Raw genomic sequence first — 19,945 nt, 5'->3', positions numbered from 1 at the left:
ATTATTATGAATAAAAGAGATGAGCTTATTGCTAAGTATGCTTTAGATTTAAAGGATAAATTTGGTGTTATTGCAGATATGGACTTATTAACCAAAGTAGCTATTGGTTGTGGCCCTTCCATTTATAACCCAGATTCATCAACAGTTTCTAGTTCGGACGAATCTGAACTTGCTACAGTAAAAAACAATTTCCTGATTAAAAAATTAGGATTAAAGGATAGTACTGATTTAGACGAAGGTATATCTACAGTTATGGATAAGTATGGTAAATCTAATCGTAATAAGTATAGAGTTGTTGTATATTATTTATTAACTAAGCATTTTAAAAAGGAATCAGTTTTTTAATCGATTTTCTGCATAGAAATTATTAGCACTACTAATTTTGTGGTGCTTTTTTATTACCATTTTGATTTATAAATTGTTTTAACTCCAATAAAACTCAATCGAATATCATTACCTTTGTTGCATGATACATTTAGGACAGACCAATACATTAGAAATACTTCGTGAAACAGATCATGGCGTGTATTTAATTGATGAAGAAGATAATGAAGTATTATTACCCAATAGGTATGTACCAGAGACTTTTAAAATTTGGGATAAGCTAGAAGTATTTGTGTATTTGGATAATGAAGAACGTCCTGTAGCTACAACGGATATCCCTTATGTTAAACGTGATGATTTTGCTTTGTTGCGTTGCAACCAAGTAACTGATTATGGTGCATTTTTGGATTGGGGATTGGTTAAAGAATTATTTTGCCCGTTTAAAGAGCAGGCTTTTAAAATGAAACCTGGTGGCTGGTATTTGGTATATTGCTATTTAGATGAAAAAACCAATAGGTTAGTGGCTTCAAGTAAAACAAACCAATTTTTGGATAACAGAGATCTTACGGTGCGTGAGTTTGATGAGGTCGATTTAATTGTGTCACACCCTTCAGATATTGGGATGAATGTTATTGTAAATAAAATACACTCAGGACTTATCTATAAAGATGCTATTTTTTCAGATCTAAGTGTTGGTGATAAGTTGAAAGGTATTGTTAAAAAAATCCGACCAGGAAATAAATTAGACATTACCTTAGGAAAAATAGGTTATAGAAATATAGAGCCTAATGCCCAACATATTATGAATGAGCTTCATGATAACAGTGGTTATTTAAATCTTACAGATAAATCAAGCCCTGAGACTATAAAAGATACGCTTCAAATGAGTAAAAAAAGTTTCAAGAAAGCGATTGGAACATTATATAAACAACGCCAAATTGAAATAAAATCTGATGGAATTTATTTAGTGTAAAGAATGTAAGATGTCTTTTTTTACTTTACCATAAATTATATTCATAGCTTCATGAATACTGTCATAGCTAATTTTTTGCGATTTACAGAACCTATTCTCAATTTCGGCATTCATCTTACTGGCAGTATTATGTCCTACTACAGCATAATAGCATAAATTTTTTACCTTCTCTCTAAATAATTCTGCATCCAGTAGTTTCACAGAATATGAATTTATTCTGTTAGCAACAACTCCAAATGGTCTGGAATTACCAAAGAAATTTGTTAGTTCTTCAAAGATTTCAGATGAATTGTTTATGTCTATATGCACACCTTCGCTAAATTCTATAACGGCAATGTGATTAAAAAAGAATATGTTTCCTAATTTATTATGTACAGATTTTACAATATGGCTTGCAAAATCAGATTCAGCAATTTTCATATACTATTATATACTTCTTTTTATTAAAAATGAGAGAATGGAAGTTATAATTTCTGTCAACTTATAATTGACTGGTCATATAAATAACAATTTACAAATATAACATGTGTGTATAAAATATTCAAGAGTAAATAATATTTAGTCATATTATTATGAAAAAATCTTTATTTTTTATTGAATCTTGTTTTTTTGTTAAGCTTTTTTGTTAAATGTTATTAAATATTTATGATTTTTGTATTTGTTGTTTTTAAATAGGTTTTGTAGTTAGCTATACAGATAGATAGCAATTAAGAAAACAAAGACTGCAAGCCTATTCTAATTTAAAGAAAATAAAATATCACTTTTTACTTTGCTATAGACATTGTTTAAAGCTTCATGTATGGTATCATAATTGATATTTTCAGAAATACAAAAACCATTTTCTATCTCAGCATTCATTTTGCTAGCAGGATTGTGTCCTACCACTGCATAAGCACATAAATTTTTTACCTGTTGTCTGAATAGGTCTGCGTCTAAAAGTTTAACAGAATATGAGTTAATTCGGTTTGCAATGACTCCAAATGGTCTAGATTCTCCAAAATAAGATTTCAGTTCTTCGAAGATTTCAGATGAATTATTAATATCTATATGCACACCTTCGTTAAATTCCACAACCGCTATGTGGTGAAAAAAAAATATGTTTCCTAATTTTTTTTCTACAGATTTTAGGATATGACTTGAAAAATCAGATTCAATTATTTTCATATTTATACTAAATTATATACCTCTTTAAATTTTAGTCAGTTAGAAGTTATAATAACCGTTCTATTTTTGGTTTCAAATTAAAAAAACAGCTTGCAAATATACTATGTATGCATAATATAATAAAGTTAAATACCTGTAAATCAAATTTTTATCAAATATTTTAAAAAATAGTAGGAAATTTAGGAGGCTTTCAGGATTTTCACTTTAATAGTATTAAATAGTTAATATTTTTGCGAATTTGTTATTTTATATTCATGGCCGAAAAATAGATTATATATTAATTTTTGATGAAACCTGCTTCCAAGGAGCGTATTTCATGTTTTAATACAGTTCTTTTGTGACATAATTTGTAGGTATTAGCATTTCAAATTTAGTATTTTTACCAGATGATTAATCAAGATACCATAGTGGCTTTGGCAACACCATCTGGAGCAGGAGCTATTGCCGTTATAAGATTGTCTGGAAAAGAGGCCATATCAATAGCAGAGAAGCAATTTAAATCTGTTTCTGGCAAGTTACTTTCTAAGCAATCTACGCATACTATTCATTTAGGACATATAGTTGATAGAGATAAAACTTTGGATGAAGTACTGGTATCTATATTTAAAGACCCTAATTCTTATACAGGAGAAAATGTTGTTGAGATTTCTTGTCATGGTTCTAATTATATTCAGCAAGAAATTATTCAGTTGTTTTTACGTCAAGGATGTAGAATGGCAACTGCAGGTGAATTTACATTACGAGCTTTTTTGAATGGTAAATTAGATTTAAGTCAGGCGGAAGCTGTAGCAGATTTAATAGCTAGTGATAATGAAGCATCGCACCAAATAGCAATGAAACAAATGCGTGGTGGGTTTTCTTCCGAAATAGCTAAATTAAGGGAGGAACTTTTAAATTTTGCCTCTTTGATAGAATTAGAACTTGATTTTGCTGAGGAAGATGTAGAGTTTGCGGATAGAACACAGTTTAAAGAATTAATAGAAAGAATCATGACGGTTTTAAAACGATTGATTGATTCCTTTGCGGTTGGTAACGTTATAAAAAATGGTATTCCTGTAGCTATAGTGGGAGAACCCAATGTAGGGAAATCTACCTTGTTGAATGCCTTATTGAATGAAGAAAGAGCCATTGTTTCCGATATTGCCGGTACTACTAGAGATACTATTGAAGATGAAATTTCAATAGGAGGCGTAGGGTTTCGGTTTATTGATACGGCTGGTATACGTGAAACCAAAGATGTGGTTGAGAGCATTGGTATTAAAAAGACCTTTGAAAAAATAGACCAGGCTCAAGTCGTAGTTTATTTATTTGATGCCGAATCTATTTTTTCGCACAAGACATCAGTGGAAGCCATTGCTGTTGAAATTGAAAAAATAAAGAATAAATACCCTCAAAAACCTTTAGTGGTTATTGCTAATAAGATTGATACCATTTCTGAAAAGGAGCTTAATGAGCTAATATCTAACATTCCTGATATTAAATTGATTTCTGCTAAAACAAAGAAGGGGGTTGAGGATTTAAAAATAACTTTATCTAATTTTGTAAATACAGGCGCTTTGCGTAATGATGAAACCATAGTTACTAATACAAGGCACTACGACTCTTTACTAAAAGCTTTGGAAGAGGTTTCAAAGGTGAAAGATGGTCTTGAAACTGGTTTATCAGGAGACCTTCTAGCCATTGATATACGTCAGGCACTGTTTCATTTTGGCCAGATTACAGGGGAGGTTACCAATGATGATTTATTAGGTAATATTTTTGCTAATTTCTGTATCGGGAAATAGCTTGTTTTAATTAGATACAATAAAATTCAATGAGAGTTAATCTAATCTTGCCCAGACCTAAAATAACTCATTTTTACGACCAATATTAATTTTTACGCGTATTAAATAGACTAATAGGGATACATTTTTTTGTACCTCCAATTTTCATAATTCATATATGTTTAAAACCAATGATCTTTAAATTTTAAGTGTTGGACTTTAGCAAATTTATAATCGAATAGTTTAAGTTTATAAACGGATAAGTTCTGCAAAACAATGGTAAGTTATTGAAAATCCCTTATCATTTTGTGCGTTTAGGTAGTGAAATTATCAAGATTATTTGTTCTTGTTTTAAAGATTTGATACATTTAAAATAGTATTAATCACTCGCATGACAGAAGAAGAACTAAAGCAACTTTATCAATATTTTGAAAATAGCGAATTTGCCAGGTGTTGGAATTATCTTCAAGAAAAGGAAGACCCTAATTTTATTGAATTCGTAAAAAAGTCCATTGTTCCTATCAACCCAGATGATGCCTTTCCTGTATTGTATAACGACCTGAAAGACTCTGATGGGGTTCTTTTTTGGATAGAAGCAGGAGAGTCTATGGTTGTTCGTGCTTTTGGCCTTGATGTGAAAGAGGAAGAGGAGGAGGTAATCGTTTCTATTGATGAGAGTAAGTTCAATTGTTACATCTATTCCGAAGACAATGATAGTGAGTCCAAAAGTAAATACTACCAGTTTGTAAGTGATGAAAATTTCACTATGGACAGAGTAAAGTATTTATCTGGTAATTACCTGAAAGCGACTCTAGTGGTTCAACGCCTTTTTGTTTTTCTACAACAGTTTTCTGATTGGTCTGAATTAAAGAGTCTCAATAAAGATTTTGAATTTTGGATTCGTTTTAATAATGCACAACAGGAGCATTTTTGTGAGTTAGGTAATTACAGTAAGAAAACTGAAACACTAAAAATCACAGCTGATACCTTTGTGTTTGACTCTCTTTTGCCAAAGGAACCAAACCTGGAACTGATAGCAGAACGAATTATTCTTAATAGTTTATATTTAGCTGCAAAGAGAGATGATCTTGATGCTATTAAAGAACTAAAAGAACAAGGTGCTCCTATTCATCAAAAACGACATGGTTTGAGCTTATCTCGGATCGCTCTTAGGGAAAATGATGCATCACAAGTCGCCTTTTATTTATGTGAATTTGAGTCAGAAGAAGATCAACTTTTTACACTTCAAGAAGCAGTTAGTGTTGGTGATCAATTGGTTATTAAAAAGATTGTAGAAGACTTACATATTAACCCTAATCAAAGAAGTAAGAGAAAAGGTTTTTCGCTTTTACATATTGCCGCACAATCATGGACACTTGATGAAACAATTATTATAGATATTATGGGGTATTTGCTTAGTAAGGGACTGCAAATTAATCAACTGAATAATGATAACGAAACGCCACTTCAGTTGGCCAAAGAAAATGATTTATCCAAAGTCTCTGAGTTTTTAATTAGTAAAGGAGCTAGATGATTATATGATATTGACAATTAATGGGAACACTTTTAAAGAACATTATTCTTATCGATTATATTAATTTTTAGTTAAAGGTGAATAAATATTGATAAGAATTTACCAAATCTATTTTTTAAAAGAAAAGATTTAAAGGGCTTGAATCGTATCCGAAAAATTAGTTGTATAAATAGATTTATATAATTTTAATAAAGAATTGAAATATTGTATCGAGAGTAAAATTATATTTAGAAATTAAAATCAAGTGGTCAAATTTTGCTTAAATATTACTTTTATATATAATTGTATTAAATTATGAAGCTCTTGCTCAGGGCGGGTCAAAGTGAAGAAATAAATTTTTCTAAATTTTCACCTCGGGCTATTCCCATTTTTTTTCTTAATCTGTATCGGGTTGTATGAACAGATTCCACTGAAATACTTAATAGTCTAGCCATATCCTTACTTGAAAAATTTAATTTTACCAATGCACAAATTTTTAAATCGGTTTGACTTAAATTTGGATATTTTTCTGTAATCTTTTTATAAAACGTTTCATTGATTGCAGTAAACCTTAACCTAAACTCTTCCCAACTTACATTATTGCTAACAGATATGGATTTAAGAATTTTGTTAATTTCAAAGGAATTTAATCCGTCCTCACTTTTTAATTTATTTTTTAAATCTCTTAAAAACTCATCTTTCTCTATGAGTTGCAATGCAGAAGTTGCCAATTCTTTATTTTTAAGTTCTAAGAGCTCTTTTGCTTTTCGCACTTCTAGCTCTTTATTTTTTCTAATAAGTTGTTTTTCTACTTGATGCTTTGCTCTTAAGTTTTTTAAATATATAAGCCCAACAACAATTATAAATACAATGGCGCCTATTAATATCACGCGTTGCAGGAAATATATTTTATCTTCCTGCTCTAACTTTTCTAATCGCTGTTTTTGAATAAGCCTTTCCTGACGTTCTTTTTCTAAAAGATACACACCTTTAATTTCTAATAATGGCCTATTATTTTCACTTCTACTATCAAAAAACTGATCATCCAAAGATTTGGCTATGGTAAAATAATTAAATGCTTTATCCATATCTCCCTTGGAAGAATAGAGGTTTGAAAGCTTCCCATAAATGAGTGGTGTGAAATCTATATGACTATTATAGGTTTTAGAAAAATCAAGGGCTTTGCTATAGAATTTCTCGCAAAGTTTATAATTATTTAGAGCTTGATGAATATCTCCCCAATATGTATATACTAGAACCAGATAAGACGGTTGGTTATTTAAAAACCAAGGCTCAATAGTGCGCATGATCTTTAAAGCTTCCTGCTGATCCTTTTTTTGTGCCAACACATAAGCTTTTTCAAATTGAAGGTATTTTTTATTTTTCTCTAATAATGATTCATCATAATACAAAAAGCAACTGTCTAAATATTTTTCAGCCATTTCAACATTATCAAACTCCCTATATGTTGAACAAAACGCATGATAGTTATTAACAAGAGAAGCAGGTTTTCTTTTCTTTTTTTCGACTAAAGATTTACCTATTTCTAAAGAAGCTTGTAGATATTTGAGAGCTTGATCTTCTCTTTTGTAAAAACTATAGAGTCTTCCTAAATTGTTGTAAACAGTCCCTTTTAGGGAGTCATTTTTTATATCTTCAGTTAAAAAAAGAGCCTTCCAGGAGTCATCGTAGGCTTTGGCATAACGAGCTTGATTAGCATGAATAATTGCGGCTTCTATTAAAGACTCTACAGCTTGAGTTGTATTTCCTGAAATTATAGACTTATTATAGGCTTGTTTTAATAAAACTAAGGCACTATCTGGGTTTTTATACCTTATTTTTTTAGCCTCATGAAAAACTTGATTAGAATTATTATGAATAGAATCTTGCATAGTAGTATTTGCAAAACCACTAAGGCTAGAAACTATCATGACCAGCTTAAACCCATAATATTTCATTATTTGTGTATCAAAAAAGACATAGCGAAATTTCAATTTAAGAAAGATATTCATAAGAGACTACTAAAATATTTGAACGCGAAGCTTTAAAATTGAAATTTTCATTAAAATCTGTAGCAATAGTTTTAACTTCTAGTAATGAATAAAAAACTTATAGGTTTATTCTTTGCTAATATATTAAATCAGCCTAGTTGAAAAATTGAATATTTATTAATATATGTGATTCCACAAAATTACATAAATATAATGATACAAATAAAATTTTACTAGACAATCATTAAATATAAACTAGACTATTATTGGGTAACAATACTAAAAAAACGATGTTTTCATGCTGAAATAGGTGGTTGAGTTTATTATTAACAACTATAAATGTTGAACATCTAACTAGACACTTTGTATTAATTCAAAAGAAAACACTATTAGAGTTTTTGCAATAGTTTAATGCAAATTATTGAAATGATCGTGTTGAAATCTCTGGTTATTTTTAGAAAAATTAAAGCATTTGCCAATATTTTTGTAAGAGTAGAAGTTTGATTAAACTCTGGAATCTATTCAAAGATATTCCTGTTATAGTTTGGTTCTTGTAGTTCCAACTCTTACTAAAGATTCTCTCTGTGGAAGGTATCCTTATGTTTGATTATTATTAGGATCTTGAAAAGGACTTTTAACGAGTGAATTCCTTAAAATTATTTATATATATGTTATTTTTTCAAAAATTAGAAAAGAGCATTTTGCTTTTGAGTTAGTGAATCTATTTTTCTTATTTTAATGTCCTTAAAAAATATTTCAGCAGCTTCACTTTGTAATTGAATCTTTCCTTTTGTTAATGGAATACTTTTATCGTTTTCGTCTATATATCTTGAATTTTTTAAAATCATTACCACTTTGCCATTTACCATATGCAAACTTTTACCTTCAAAACAAAACAGATCAAGTGTATTCCATTCATCATGGGGTTTTTCATAATTGCTGCTTCGTAAACAATAGTTTCCATATGGGCCATGCATGGTTATGGGTAAATAATCTTGGGATTCATGAGCCAAAGGATCTAAGTTTGACTCAGGCTTATAAGCTTTTATATCAATAGCAGAATTGGCCTGGCTCCAAAAGTCACCTGTATGGCCTTCCATAATTTGAAATTCTTGAGAAAGCATCCAAGATCTCCAATATTCAGCTCCCATTGGGCCAATTGAATGATATAAAATACCAGAATCTTTAAGTAGATTTTTCCTATAAGCCCATTTTTTATCTCCCCATTTATATTTCAATTGAAAATGATAATTTTCATAAACATCTTTGGTGATTAAGCAGCCATAGTATTCACCACTATTTATAATAATGATGTCATCACCTTCTTGCTTCGTGGTGAAAACGTTATATCCAGCTTTATTTAGTCCTATTGGGGGAATTAGTTCACCTTGTTCATTTTTTGGTTGTGTTCCATCGTATCCAGGTTGTATTTGGTAGCTTAAATAAGTATCCCATTTTGATAAATCAGCATCAATTAGTTCATCCCAATGATGTTTTTTATGTTCATTTGAATGTTTTTCGTTTTTTACCTGAGAACAGGAAATTACAAGAAAAAGAAAGTAAAAGGGAATATTTTTTAACCTCATGTTATTACTAATTTATTTAACTGAATATTGACTCCATTTAATATAACATTCGCAATGAATCAAAACAGATATTAAATTATTTCATCTTGATCGCACATTAATGGTACTGTAATATTACAAAACTTTACTGTTTTTAAAGTTGAAAAATGAGATGTAAATTGAAAATTCAGTTTTTGTTCAGTTATTATATCGTCTTTTTAGTATTAAATATGACAAGTAAACAGGCTAAAAAATAGCATGAACAAAAAGTTGAAAATTGAGGTTTATGTTAGGCTGAAATAAAACGATTTTAAAAAATAAAACCTATCTATTGGAATAAATGCTTTTATATTTATTACTTTCTAATTTTTTTAGTTTACTCCTGAGGACTTCTTTTAAAGATATTGAGTCACGATGAGAAATAATGACTAAAAACGGATTCTTATTTTGTGTGATACTACTTAATTGATTGAGGGTAATCTGCTTAATACTCCCTTTAGAATAGAATCTACTAGAATAACTTTCTTTAAATAAATGATAAACAGGGACCTTTTCATTTGTAGCGTTTTCCAATAAATATTTATCCGTTTTACTATAATACGTTATGCTTTTGTTTAAAAGAGAAATAGAAAATATAATAGTTAGAGCAATTGGTAGTATGATACCAACAGTTACATAAATTTGCTTCCATTTTATAGATTTCCAACCATAAACAACTAACAATGCTAAAGGCACCATTACTGGCATAATATAAGGATGAATTAGGCTTTTTGAAGGCGTAAAGAAAATAGGCGTCCACAATAACCACACAACCAAAAATAACAACCATTTGTATGATTTTAAGTTTAATCGCTCATTCCATATCTTTCTAATTACCAAAAGTATCCATGGAAGCGTAAATAAAATAAGGAATACCCATACCATGCCTATAGGTTGAGACTTAGGGAAACCATATTTATCCCCATTCCAACTAGAATCAAAAAAACGTTTAAAATGTTCGCCTACAATAAAATAGTCTAAAAAACCAGGAGTCGCTTTTTCTGCAAGGTAATACCATGGAAAACTAAGCATAGCTACAATAAGAATACCAATTAACCAGGGCATCGATTTAATTGTTCGGATTTGTTCTTTAAAAAAGAACAACCAAAGAAGTAATGGAGGTATGGTTAAAATTAGAATAATAGGACCTTTTGCTAATAACCCTAGTCCAATTCCAACAAAAAAAAGGTAATTCCAAACGTTTCTTTGATGCATTCTGCTACTTTCCCAAAACGAAAGCATCGTAAGAACTACACAAAATGTAAGAGTCATATCTGTAGATACAACTCCCGCATGTAGTAAAAATTCAGGAACACATAATAAAATAAAAGCGGGTAAAAAGAAAGGTAATCCTTGTCTTTTAGCATACTTGCCTATCATGGCTATTATTAAAATAGATAAGACCAAAGCAGGTAACCTAGCGGCAAATTCGTTAACTCCAAAAGCATTCATACTCAAAGCCGATAACCAGATTGATAAAGGTGGTTTTGCCCAAAATGGAAGATTATAATCTATTTGTGGTATTATCCAATTATTGGTTTCACACATGATTCGGGCAATCTCGGCATATCGAGCTTCAGTTTTATCCATTAGTGGAAGCGTCCCATTTATAAAAGTCCTTATAATTAATAGGAAGAGAGTACTTAATGTATAAAATAAAGGGTTCTTTAAAAGTTGTTTTGAGGAATAACTTTCCATGAACTTATAGCTTGTTTTTTATATTTTCTTGAAATCAGTATAAAGTCGTACCATAAGGTAAAGAAATAGGATGTCTTAACTTTAGAGTTGCTAGCATCTATCCAAGACTGCAAAGGAATTTCTCTTACGGTGTTTTTAATACTGCTTTTTCCTATAAGATGAATCAAACGGTGGAATAATTCAACATCAAATAGCCATTTAGAAATAAATTCTTCTTTAAACAATTGTTTGGCCAAATCGGCTCTAAAGATTTTGCAACCACATTGCGTATCATAAACAGAAAGCCCTAATTGTCTTGAAATAAAGGTAGCAATAAATCGGCCAGTAAAAAATCTAAAGAACTTTCTACTAATAATATTGTCAATTTTAGAAATTCTGGAGCCAAATACAAAGAAAATTTTTGAATCAATGAATTCGCTTAATTTTAGGCACTCATCTAGAGAAGTAGATAAATCGGCATCCAAATAGGCTATCTTATCAAAATTTAAATGTTTTTCTGCATATAAAAATCCTGAACGGACTGCAGCAGCTTTTCCTTTATTAGTTTCAATATTATCTATAAAAACACGATCAGGGGCTTTTCCTCTTATCTCCTGAAGTACATTAAGCGTATTGTCGCTTGAGCCATCATTGGAAAATAAAATAGCAATATTTTTATGCTTTTGTAGAAAAGAATAAAATAGTTTAGGTTGTAACCTGTCAGACTCGTTATAGCATGGAATAACGAGCACCAAAGAAAAATTATTAAATCTAAGTTTACCCATAAAATTTTTTATCACCGATTATTAAAATTTCTATTTAAGCTCTATCAAGTAATTTTTATGGTATTATCTTGTCGAGAGGAATAGAAATAACCTATAAATAGAATCCCCGTATAAGCAAAGCATATTTATATTTCAAAGCTAAAAGCATTGGTTTTCTAATAAAAGGCGAAAGTAGATGCAGAATCTTAAGTAGTTCTTAAGACAACCTTAAGTAAATTTATAGTTGTAAGTCAAGGTATAACTATTTATCCTGAAATGCTTTTTGAGCACTGGGACATTTCCTAGTACCATAGGAACAAAAAATACAGCAATTATCTTTCGGTACCCTCAATACCTTGAAGCAATTATTGCATTCATGTAGATAATGAATGCTGGTTTGCGACATCTTTGTGGTCATTTTATGATGGCAATATGGGCAAGAAATAGTAGTTTTTAATGACATACACTATTATTTGAAAGTTAATTTAAAAACATGTTTATAGTCATCAAAGGAATAGTAGATAGTATGTCCAAAACGATCACAGATTTTTTTCACAATAGCAAGTCCAAGACCAAGAGATTTCTTGGTTGTATTTTCTTTATAAAATCGATTATATAGTTTTTCTGGATTTTTAATCGGTGTTTTGCCAGTATTTGAAATAATGAATTGATTGTTGGTCGCTTTTATTATAATTTCTCCACCAGAAGTAGTGTACTTTATGGCGTTAGATATTAAATTATCAGCAATAACCCCTGCTAAATATTCATCAAAATAAATTTCAATAGGGGTCATTTCTTTAGTTAGAATAGGTAGCTCACTTAGCCCATCAAAGTTTTCTATAGATTTTTTTAAGACTGCGGTAAAATCAATTTTATTAGAAGATTTAAATTGTTGATTTTCAATTTTGGCTAATAAAATTAATTTTTTATTAAGAGTGGCCAACCTTCGTGCATTATTGGAGATATCAATTAATAGACTGTATTGTTTTTCGTTTATTTGATTTTCATCAAATGCATTATCAATCTTGGCTTGAATAATAGCTAAAGGCGTTTGGATTTCATGAGAAATATCTTCAGTAAAATGTTTTAAATTTTCATAATCTGCAATAACTTTATTGGTCAAAGCCTTGATTTCTGTATTTAGTTCAGAAAACTCCTCGATATCTGTATCCTCAAAATCTATGGATTGTTTGTCCTGTATCGAGAACCCTTTGATTTTTGTGAGATTATCGAAAAAAGGTTTCCAGACCGACTCTATATTTTTTTTATTCAAATAATAAAGACTTAAAAAGACTGTCAGGAAAATTATTGAGGATAAAACAATAGCCTGTAAAACGTCATGTAGCTCCACCATTTTTGCTCTAACCGAAATTTTATAAGAGTGACCATTTATCTCTCTGTATTTGGTGAGTTCCATATAAGGCTCTAGTTCTTCTTCTGCTGGATCGTATAAAAGCGTATCTTTTATATTTTGAGATTTTAAGTTTGTAACTTTTTCGGTATTGATTATTGGATGAATATTAATAAGGCTTCCGTCCTTTTCAATTAGTTTCTCAATTCTAAATGCGGCAGAATTTAAAGATTCTTGTGTCTCATCATCAATTATATATTGTGTTATGAAATAGAGAGCTACGACACTTAATAGCATGGCTGTCAAACTATAGGTGAAGAAACTTCGAGTTGTTTTTTTTAATAATTTTACTTTTTTTTTCCGACTCATTGCTTACATGTCTTCATCCGTAAATTTATATCCAATCCTATAAACTGTTCTAATATAATTAGCAGCGACTTTTGTTAGTTTTTTTCGTAAGTGATTAATGTGTACATATATAAAATCAAAATTATCAACAGCATCAATATTATCACCCCATAGGTGTTCTGCAATAACCTCTTTTGAGAGGACCCTATTTTTATTAGTGATGAAGTAAACCAGTAAGTCGTACTCTTTTTTTGTTAATGGTATCGATTTATTATTTACATAAGCCTGCATGCCTTCCGTGTTAACTTTAATTTCGTTAAAAGTTATATTGGTATCACCATCATATTTGCCTCTGCGCATAACAGCTTTAATACGAGAATTTAATTCTGTAAGATGAAAAGGCTTGGTTAGATAATCATCGGCCCCTAGATCTAAACCTTCAACCTTGTCGTCGATTGAATTATTTGCTGAAATAATAATAACTGGAATTTTTTTTCCTTCCCTTTTAATTAGTTTTAATAAATCTAACCCACTACCGGTTATGAGATTAATGTCTAAAAGAATAAGGTCGTATTCATAAATTGAGATTTTAGAGACCGCTTCATGATAATCTGAAGCAGTTTCACATACATGCGCATCCCTTTTTAAAAATTTAACGATAGATTCTTGTAATATTATTTCATCTTCAGCAATTAAGATTTTCATATACAGTTTATATTAATTGGGCAAGATATTTATAAAATCTTAACAAACTCTTAAGTGTCTATAAAATAAACTTCAGGATATTATAATTTTTTGAAACTTCGAAAATAGTTTTAAATCTAAATTCTAAACGAAATTTTAACATATATATAATATGTATAGCAGTGAAAGTAAGAAAACAAATAAATTAGTCTATAAAATGAAGTTTTTTTAATAAAAATTCCCAACTTTTTAAAATACAAGACGATTATTGTAAGTAACATTTTACATTTGTGAATAATGAATTTTATTTTTTAGATATTTTTATCCAATTGTAACTCACTGTTATACCACAGATTTCTGTCAAATTCAGGATAAAATGCAAAAAAATCGGTTAAAATGTTGTTTTTTAAGATAAATTGCATAGTTTTGCTATTCATAATCAAGAAAATTTTGTAATATGAAAATGAAAATTATTTTTTTAAGTCTCAGTTTATTTTTAATTACTGGAGCAACTTTTGCTCAAAAGGATGCAGCAAGAAGCATTATCAGTGAAAAAGTAGGTATAAAAAAATACCATGATAAAGAAGAATTGGATCGCATGCAAAAAGGTCAATTATTAGAACTTTATATTGAGCGAATAAAACTTCTTGTAAAAACATTACCTTATATAGCATTTGCTACAAAACCAGGTGTAACCATGACTACTTTGGGAATTCCAAATACCAAGGATAATAGAGAAACTTTAGAAGACGAATTCGAAGCCTCGGATGCCTTTCTTGAAACCACCCTCAATTTCCAGAGAACCATGTTGCCCTATTCAGATAAAAGTAATCTAATAGCTGCTATTATATTTTATGAGGATACCATGAAAGCACTGCATCAATACAGTGAGTTTCATTGATAATTGATTTGCTATTATCTCAATGCTTCGATTTATTTTAAATAAATAATATCTGAGGGAAATTTTTCATTAATTATTATAACAAGGTTTAAAAAATTAGGTTAGTTAGACCTTACAATCCTATTTCTTATTTTCTTTATAATAGGCATGCTGTTTGTTGTACATGATAAAGTAAGGATTAGTCATCATAGTATTATAGATTTTCTTTTACATTAATTTTTAGTCAAGATTTTTTAATTAAACCAAGAACATGAATATTAAGATTCTGTATACATATAGAGTTATTAAAGACTTACATGCATTATATCGAATAAATAATAAGGAAAAAACTTACAATATTTTGCATTTCATCGAATTTATTAGCTTTTTATGGAACTTAGTTGTAAATAATCGTAAATTTGAATACAGAACTAAACAAGTGTAATACAACTGTTATGAAAAGAATAACCCAAATCATGATGTTGCTTCTACTGATTGGAAGTGCATCAGCACAGCAAGAAAAAGGTATAATTGGTACAGAGAATTGGTTAGATAATTGGACGGATTTTTATCCTAAAAATGCAGACTATGGTGAACCTAGCCAGATATTAATAGGTAACATCACTCAAGATACTAAATTATCTAAACGAGATACGTATTTATTACAAGGCAATGTTTTTGTTACAGATAGTACAACCTTAACCATAGAGCCTGGAACGGTAATTATTGGTGATTTTGAAACTAAGGGATCATTAACTATTGCCAAAGGAGCAACCATAATAGCAGAAGGTTTAGAAACCGACCCCATTATATTTACTTCTAATAGAAGTGTTAAAAAAGCAGGCGACTGGGGAGGCTTAATTATACTAGGTGATGCTCCAACAAACAAATTTGGAAATGGTTCTGTTGCATCCATGTATTCAAATCTTGATCCAGCATCTTATAGATTCACAAACTATGGTGGCGAAAACACTAATAGTAATTCTGGTATTTTGAAATATGTAAGAATTGAATATGCAGGGAAGAAAAGAAGAGGCGGAGAAAACTTTGATGGTTTACTTTTAGCTAGCGTAGGAAACGAAACCGTGTTAGAAAATATCATGGTGAGCCATTGTGCAGGCGATTCTTTCGAAATATTAGGAGGTGAAGTTAATTTACTTAAAGCAGTTTCTTATAAATCAAATAGTAATGACTTTAAGTTTAATTTAGGATCACAATCTAGATTAGATAATTCATTGGCCATTCGATCTCCATATGCAACTAGTAGCAATGGCGCAAGATGTTTGGAAATTACTTCATATGATAAAAAAGAAGAAGTCGATTTTACCAAACCAGGAACATCTGTAATAGCTAAAAACATGACCATGTTCAATAGTAGTGAGGATTTAAGTTCTCATATTAAAATGGGCTTGATCAAAGAAGCAGTCTTCATAGGAGAAAATGCTTCGCTAGATATGAATAAAAGTGTTATTTCTGGATTTAATCCAGCAGTAATATTAGATGATAAAATTACAATTAATCAAGAGAATTTAGAGAAAATTAAGTTCGTTGATATGTATTTCAACAATTGTAATGGAAATATATTTAAAGAGTATAATTCTAATAATGAGGATTTAGAAAACTGGTATGGTAACAGATCTTTTTATAATGTATATGCGAAAAGTCAAAATTCAGAAACATTTATTGATTTAAAGAATAAGAGAAGACCTGACTTTAGATTACGTATTAATAAGATAATAGCAGCCAATAGCAAAAATTAAAATGTAGGAAAGATTTTTATATGATTTTTTCCTTGATTTAGAAAAAACGAGTTCTTTTATTAAACCAACCAACAATTATTATAAAAGTGAGTTTCAATTCTAATAATAACAGTATTGTTAGAGCGATAATTGTTTCTAAAAGTTTCATTTACTAAAAGAGAAAGTATCGTATGAGAAATTTTACTATTATTAATAATATAGTTGTTTTTGTATTTCTGTTTGTTACAGGACAAATAATGAATGCGCAAGTTGTGTTTCCGCCTACATTTGGATTTACTCAGACTTGTGCTAGTCCTTCTTTCAATACTTTTAATACTACATTTGAATTTAATGCAGGTGCGATAAATTTAGCAACCAATCAGTTTATACTGGAACTTTCAGATGAGACAGGGAGTTTCTCTAACCCAGAAGTGCTTTTTACTTCAAATACAGGTGCCATTACAGCATCTCCAGCTACAATTACCTTTTCTGTACCCACGACAGTTGCAGGAGAAGGGTATAAAATTAGGGTGAAAAGTACCTCGCCAGGTTCGACGGGAGGTAGCTCAGTTGCCTTTCCCGCATATTATAAATTCCAAGACACCCCTTTTTCAATTAATAATTTAAATGATACAGCCGTTTATTGTGCTGGTGGAAGTTATTTGTTAACAATAGATAATCCTGGAGTAGGAGATAACGATTCACCATTACAATACCCTTCATTGACATTTAATTGGTTTAAGGAAACTAGTGAAACTACATCGGTTTTTGTTGCGGAAGGTCCGAGTTTGGAAGTCAGTGAACCAGGAACTTATTTTGTCGAAACAAATTATGGATCCTGTACTTCGAATTCATTTTCAAACAGAGTCACTGTAAGCCAGGCCACTTCTGGATCCTCAACTACTATAAGTTCAAGTTTGGGAAATCCATTTTGTTCAGGGCAAGGATTAACAACATTAACAGTAACGTCAGGTCTTAGCTATCAGTGGTTTAAAGATGGAAATGAGATTGATGGTGCTACAAATCAAACCTATGAAACCAACGAGTCAGGGTTATACTCAGTGAATGTTTCCTTAGGTACCTGCTCAACGAGCGGATCTATTGATTTGGATGCCAATCAATTTTCTAGCAGTATTGATGTTCAAGAAGCGCCAGCTGTCAATTTATTACCATCGGAAGGCACATTGACCGTTACTGTTACCGATGATGCCGACACTCCAGAATATGAGTGGTATTTAAACGATAATTTAATAGCTAGTGCCAATAGTGATAGCTACGAAGCAACGCAAGTTGGTAGCTACAAAGTTGTTATTAATCAAACGGTTGGCTGCGTGTCATCAAAGCAATATCTTTTTGAGATAGAGGAAACATTTCCAGATGTTGATAACATACCCAATTTAATTAGCCCTAATGGCGATGGCATAAATGATACCTGGGTAATTCCCAAAGCATATGTGAGTGGAACTAATACAGAAATTATGTTGATTAGTTCGCAAGGAGAAATTGTATTCCAAACAAATGATTATCAAAATAATTGGCCAGCAGAAGGATTGGATTTCAAAGATGTAAACCCAGTTTATTATTATATAATAAAAACCGAGGACCAACAAACAAAAAAAGGTTCAATAACGGTGATAAAATAGCGTGAAAAAATATTTATTACATATCATTATATTTTTGTGTTTTATGCAGCAATTCCATACTCAAGAAGATGGAGTTGTTTCGTTTGTGCTACCTGTTAGGAATTCTTTAAAATTCAATAAATATATTATCAACCCAACCTTTAGCTTTGTAAGGGAGCAAAATAAATATATAAGCTTTAATAATAAAAGGCAATGGAGTCAGTTTGATGACGCTCCACAAACATTCTTATTTGGTTATTCGGGAAGGTTTAGAGAAGATATAGGTGTTGGTGTTGGACTATTTCAACAAAACTATGGTGTATTAACGACCTTTGGAGGTGTTTTAAATTTTGCTTACAATGTGACTTTAAACAGAGATAGCAATTTAACTTTTGGGATGAATTTAGGGTTCTATAAAAGTGGTCTAAATGATGGTAGAATAGTAACAAACTTTTCAGCAGACCCGTCCTTGGAGAATATCCCTTCAAATTCTATATTAACAGTAAATCCTGGAATAAATTACGGTACAGATTTTCTTGACTTCGGATTATCTATTAATAATGCTGTTTTATACAATATAAAAACATCCAAAATTGTTGAAGATGACCCAGAACAAAGTATTCAAGCCCATGTTATGTATACAGGTTATGCCAATACCCGTGGTTTTCTTGATGAAAGTAAGTTTTCAGGATTGATAAGATCGGAATTCAAAAAAGAGAAAACGGTTCTTTCTGGAATTGCTATGTTAACAATCCCTATGGGAATCTGGGCTCAAGTAGGATATAATACCTTATATGGATTATCGGGAGGTTTAGGAATTAATATAAGTACTCAAATTTCTATAGAGTATAATTATGAAAAAGCTATGGGTAATTTAATAGATTTTGGAAACTCCCACGACATTACCTTAGCTTATAAATTTAAAAACAGACATAGATACAGATATAGTGGTGATGATGAAGAAAGTTCGCTTATTATCCCAGAAAAAAGGAAAAAACGACCGATAGTAAGACGTACAGTATCAACCACACCAAAAGTATCTGCTAAAGAAAGAGCAGAAATAGCAGCAAAAAGAAAAGCTGAAGCAGTGGCAAGAGCAGAAGCAATTGAAGCAAGAGCTAAAGAAAGAGCGGCTACAGCGGCCAAGGCCAAGGCAGAAGAAGAGGCCAGAGCCGAAGCAGCAGCAGCCAAGGCCAAGGCAGAAGAAGAGGCCAGAGCCAAAGCGGCAGCCGAAGCAGCAGCAGCCAAGGCCAAGGCAGAAGAAGAGGCCAGAGCCAAGGCAGCAGCCGAAGCAGCAGCAGCCAAGGCCAAGGCAGAAGAAGAGGCCAGAGCCAAAGCGGCAGCCGAAGCAGCAGCAGCCAAGGCCAAGGCAGAAGAAGAGACCAGAGCCAAAGCGGCAGCCGAAGCAGCAGCAGCCAAGGCCAAGGCAGAAGAAGAAGCCAGAGCCAAGGCAGCAGCCGAAGCAGCAGCAGCCAAGGCCAAGGCAGAAGAAGAGGCCAGAGCCAAGGCAGCAGCCGAAGCAGCAGCAGCCAAGGCCAAGGCAGAAGA

At 31.1% G+C, this 19,945-nt stretch carries 17 protein-coding genes; 8 read left to right on the top strand and 9 right to left on the bottom strand.

Going from position 1 to position 19,945, the window contains the following annotated elements:
• Window positions 1-6: 6 nt before the first annotated feature.
• Both HHX25_RS00090 and HHX25_RS00085 read left to right on the top strand, forming a co-directional pair.
• Window positions 7-345, top strand: coding sequence for a DUF2853 family protein (locus HHX25_RS00090; RefSeq protein WP_169668804.1), 339 nt, complete (start codon window positions 7-9; stop codon window positions 343-345).
• A gap of 121 nt (window positions 346-466) precedes the next feature.
• The gene (locus HHX25_RS00085) at window positions 467-1,297 is read left to right on the top strand and encodes a CvfB family protein (protein ID WP_169668802.1); all 831 of its coding nucleotides are present in this window, start codon (window positions 467-469) and stop codon (window positions 1,295-1,297) included.
• Here the strand turns inward: HHX25_RS00085 and HHX25_RS00080 are convergent.
• Window positions 1,289-1,717, bottom strand: coding sequence for a hypothetical protein (locus HHX25_RS00080; RefSeq protein ID WP_169668800.1), 429 nt, complete (start codon window positions 1,715-1,717; stop codon window positions 1,289-1,291). The two genes, HHX25_RS00085 and HHX25_RS00080, sit on opposite strands and share 9 nt — an antisense overlap.
• A gap of 315 nt (window positions 1,718-2,032) precedes the next feature.
• On the bottom strand, window positions 2,033-2,461 hold the full coding sequence (locus tag HHX25_RS00075; RefSeq protein WP_169668798.1) for a hypothetical protein: 429 nt from the start codon (window positions 2,459-2,461) through the stop codon (window positions 2,033-2,035).
• Between the two features lie 386 nt (window positions 2,462-2,847).
• Between HHX25_RS00075 and mnmE the strand changes: the two genes are divergently transcribed.
• Window positions 2,848-4,245, top strand: coding sequence for a tRNA uridine-5-carboxymethylaminomethyl(34) synthesis GTPase MnmE (mnmE, locus tag HHX25_RS00070; RefSeq protein ID WP_169668796.1), 1,398 nt, complete (start codon window positions 2,848-2,850; stop codon window positions 4,243-4,245).
• A 370-nt stretch (window positions 4,246-4,615) separates the two neighbouring features.
• Window positions 4,616-5,758, top strand: a complete 1,143-nt coding sequence (locus tag HHX25_RS00065; protein ID WP_169668794.1) for an ankyrin repeat domain-containing protein — start codon at window positions 4,616-4,618, stop codon at window positions 5,756-5,758.
• 317 nt (window positions 5,759-6,075) lie between these two features.
• On the opposite strand, the gene HHX25_RS00060 is transcribed toward HHX25_RS00065, so the two are convergent.
• From HHX25_RS00060 to HHX25_RS00035, 7 genes are all read right to left on the bottom strand, one after another.
• The gene (locus HHX25_RS00060) at window positions 6,076-7,668 is read right to left on the bottom strand and encodes a tetratricopeptide repeat protein (RefSeq protein WP_169668792.1); all 1,593 of its coding nucleotides are present in this window, start codon (window positions 7,666-7,668) and stop codon (window positions 6,076-6,078) included.
• A 746-nt stretch (window positions 7,669-8,414) separates the two neighbouring features.
• A complete protein-coding gene (locus HHX25_RS00055) occupies window positions 8,415-9,314 on the bottom strand; it encodes a 3-keto-disaccharide hydrolase (RefSeq protein WP_169668790.1) in 900 nt (299 codons plus the stop codon).
• Window positions 9,315-9,617: 303 nt separating this feature from the next.
• On the bottom strand, window positions 9,618-10,922 hold the full coding sequence (locus tag HHX25_RS00050; protein ID WP_205957963.1) for an ArnT family glycosyltransferase: 1,305 nt from the start codon (window positions 10,920-10,922) through the stop codon (window positions 9,618-9,620).
• A 77-nt stretch (window positions 10,923-10,999) separates the two neighbouring features.
• Complete coding sequence (locus tag HHX25_RS00045) at window positions 11,000-11,794, bottom strand: glycosyltransferase (protein WP_169668786.1); 795 nt, start codon at window positions 11,792-11,794, stop codon at window positions 11,000-11,002.
• Window positions 11,795-12,035: 241 nt separating this feature from the next.
• Window positions 12,036-12,236: a GDCCVxC domain-containing (seleno)protein gene (locus HHX25_RS21505; RefSeq protein WP_394352849.1), complete on the bottom strand. Its 201-nt coding sequence runs from the start codon at window positions 12,234-12,236 to the stop codon at window positions 12,036-12,038.
• 6 nt (window positions 12,237-12,242) lie between these two features.
• A complete protein-coding gene (locus tag HHX25_RS00040; RefSeq protein ID WP_169668784.1) occupies window positions 12,243-13,493 on the bottom strand; it encodes a sensor histidine kinase in 1,251 nt (416 codons plus the stop codon).
• A gap of 3 nt (window positions 13,494-13,496) precedes the next feature.
• Complete coding sequence (locus HHX25_RS00035; protein WP_169668782.1) at window positions 13,497-14,177, bottom strand: response regulator transcription factor; 681 nt, start codon at window positions 14,175-14,177, stop codon at window positions 13,497-13,499.
• A 436-nt stretch (window positions 14,178-14,613) separates the two neighbouring features.
• Between HHX25_RS00035 and HHX25_RS00030 the strand changes: the two genes are divergently transcribed.
• The 4 genes from HHX25_RS00030 to HHX25_RS21135 all read left to right on the top strand — a co-directional run.
• Complete coding sequence (locus HHX25_RS00030; RefSeq protein WP_169668781.1) at window positions 14,614-15,057, top strand: hypothetical protein; 444 nt, start codon at window positions 14,614-14,616, stop codon at window positions 15,055-15,057.
• 434 nt (window positions 15,058-15,491) lie between these two features.
• Window positions 15,492-16,796, top strand: coding sequence for a hypothetical protein (locus HHX25_RS00025; RefSeq protein WP_169668778.1), 1,305 nt, complete (start codon window positions 15,492-15,494; stop codon window positions 16,794-16,796).
• Between the two features lie 170 nt (window positions 16,797-16,966).
• A complete protein-coding gene (locus HHX25_RS00020; RefSeq protein ID WP_169668776.1) occupies window positions 16,967-18,418 on the top strand; it encodes a T9SS type B sorting domain-containing protein in 1,452 nt (483 codons plus the stop codon).
• Between the two features lie 43 nt (window positions 18,419-18,461).
• Window positions 18,462-19,945, top strand: a 1,484-nt coding sequence (locus HHX25_RS21135; RefSeq protein WP_240964182.1) for a PorP/SprF family type IX secretion system membrane protein, incomplete at its 3' end; no start/stop codon positions are given.

This window comes from Flavivirga algicola (assembly GCF_012910715.1).
Lineage (GTDB): Bacteria > Bacteroidota > Bacteroidia > Flavobacteriales > Flavobacteriaceae > Flavivirga > Flavivirga algicola.
The sequence above is the reverse complement of the archived record's forward strand: the minus strand, read 5'-3'. Positions and strand labels throughout refer to the sequence as shown.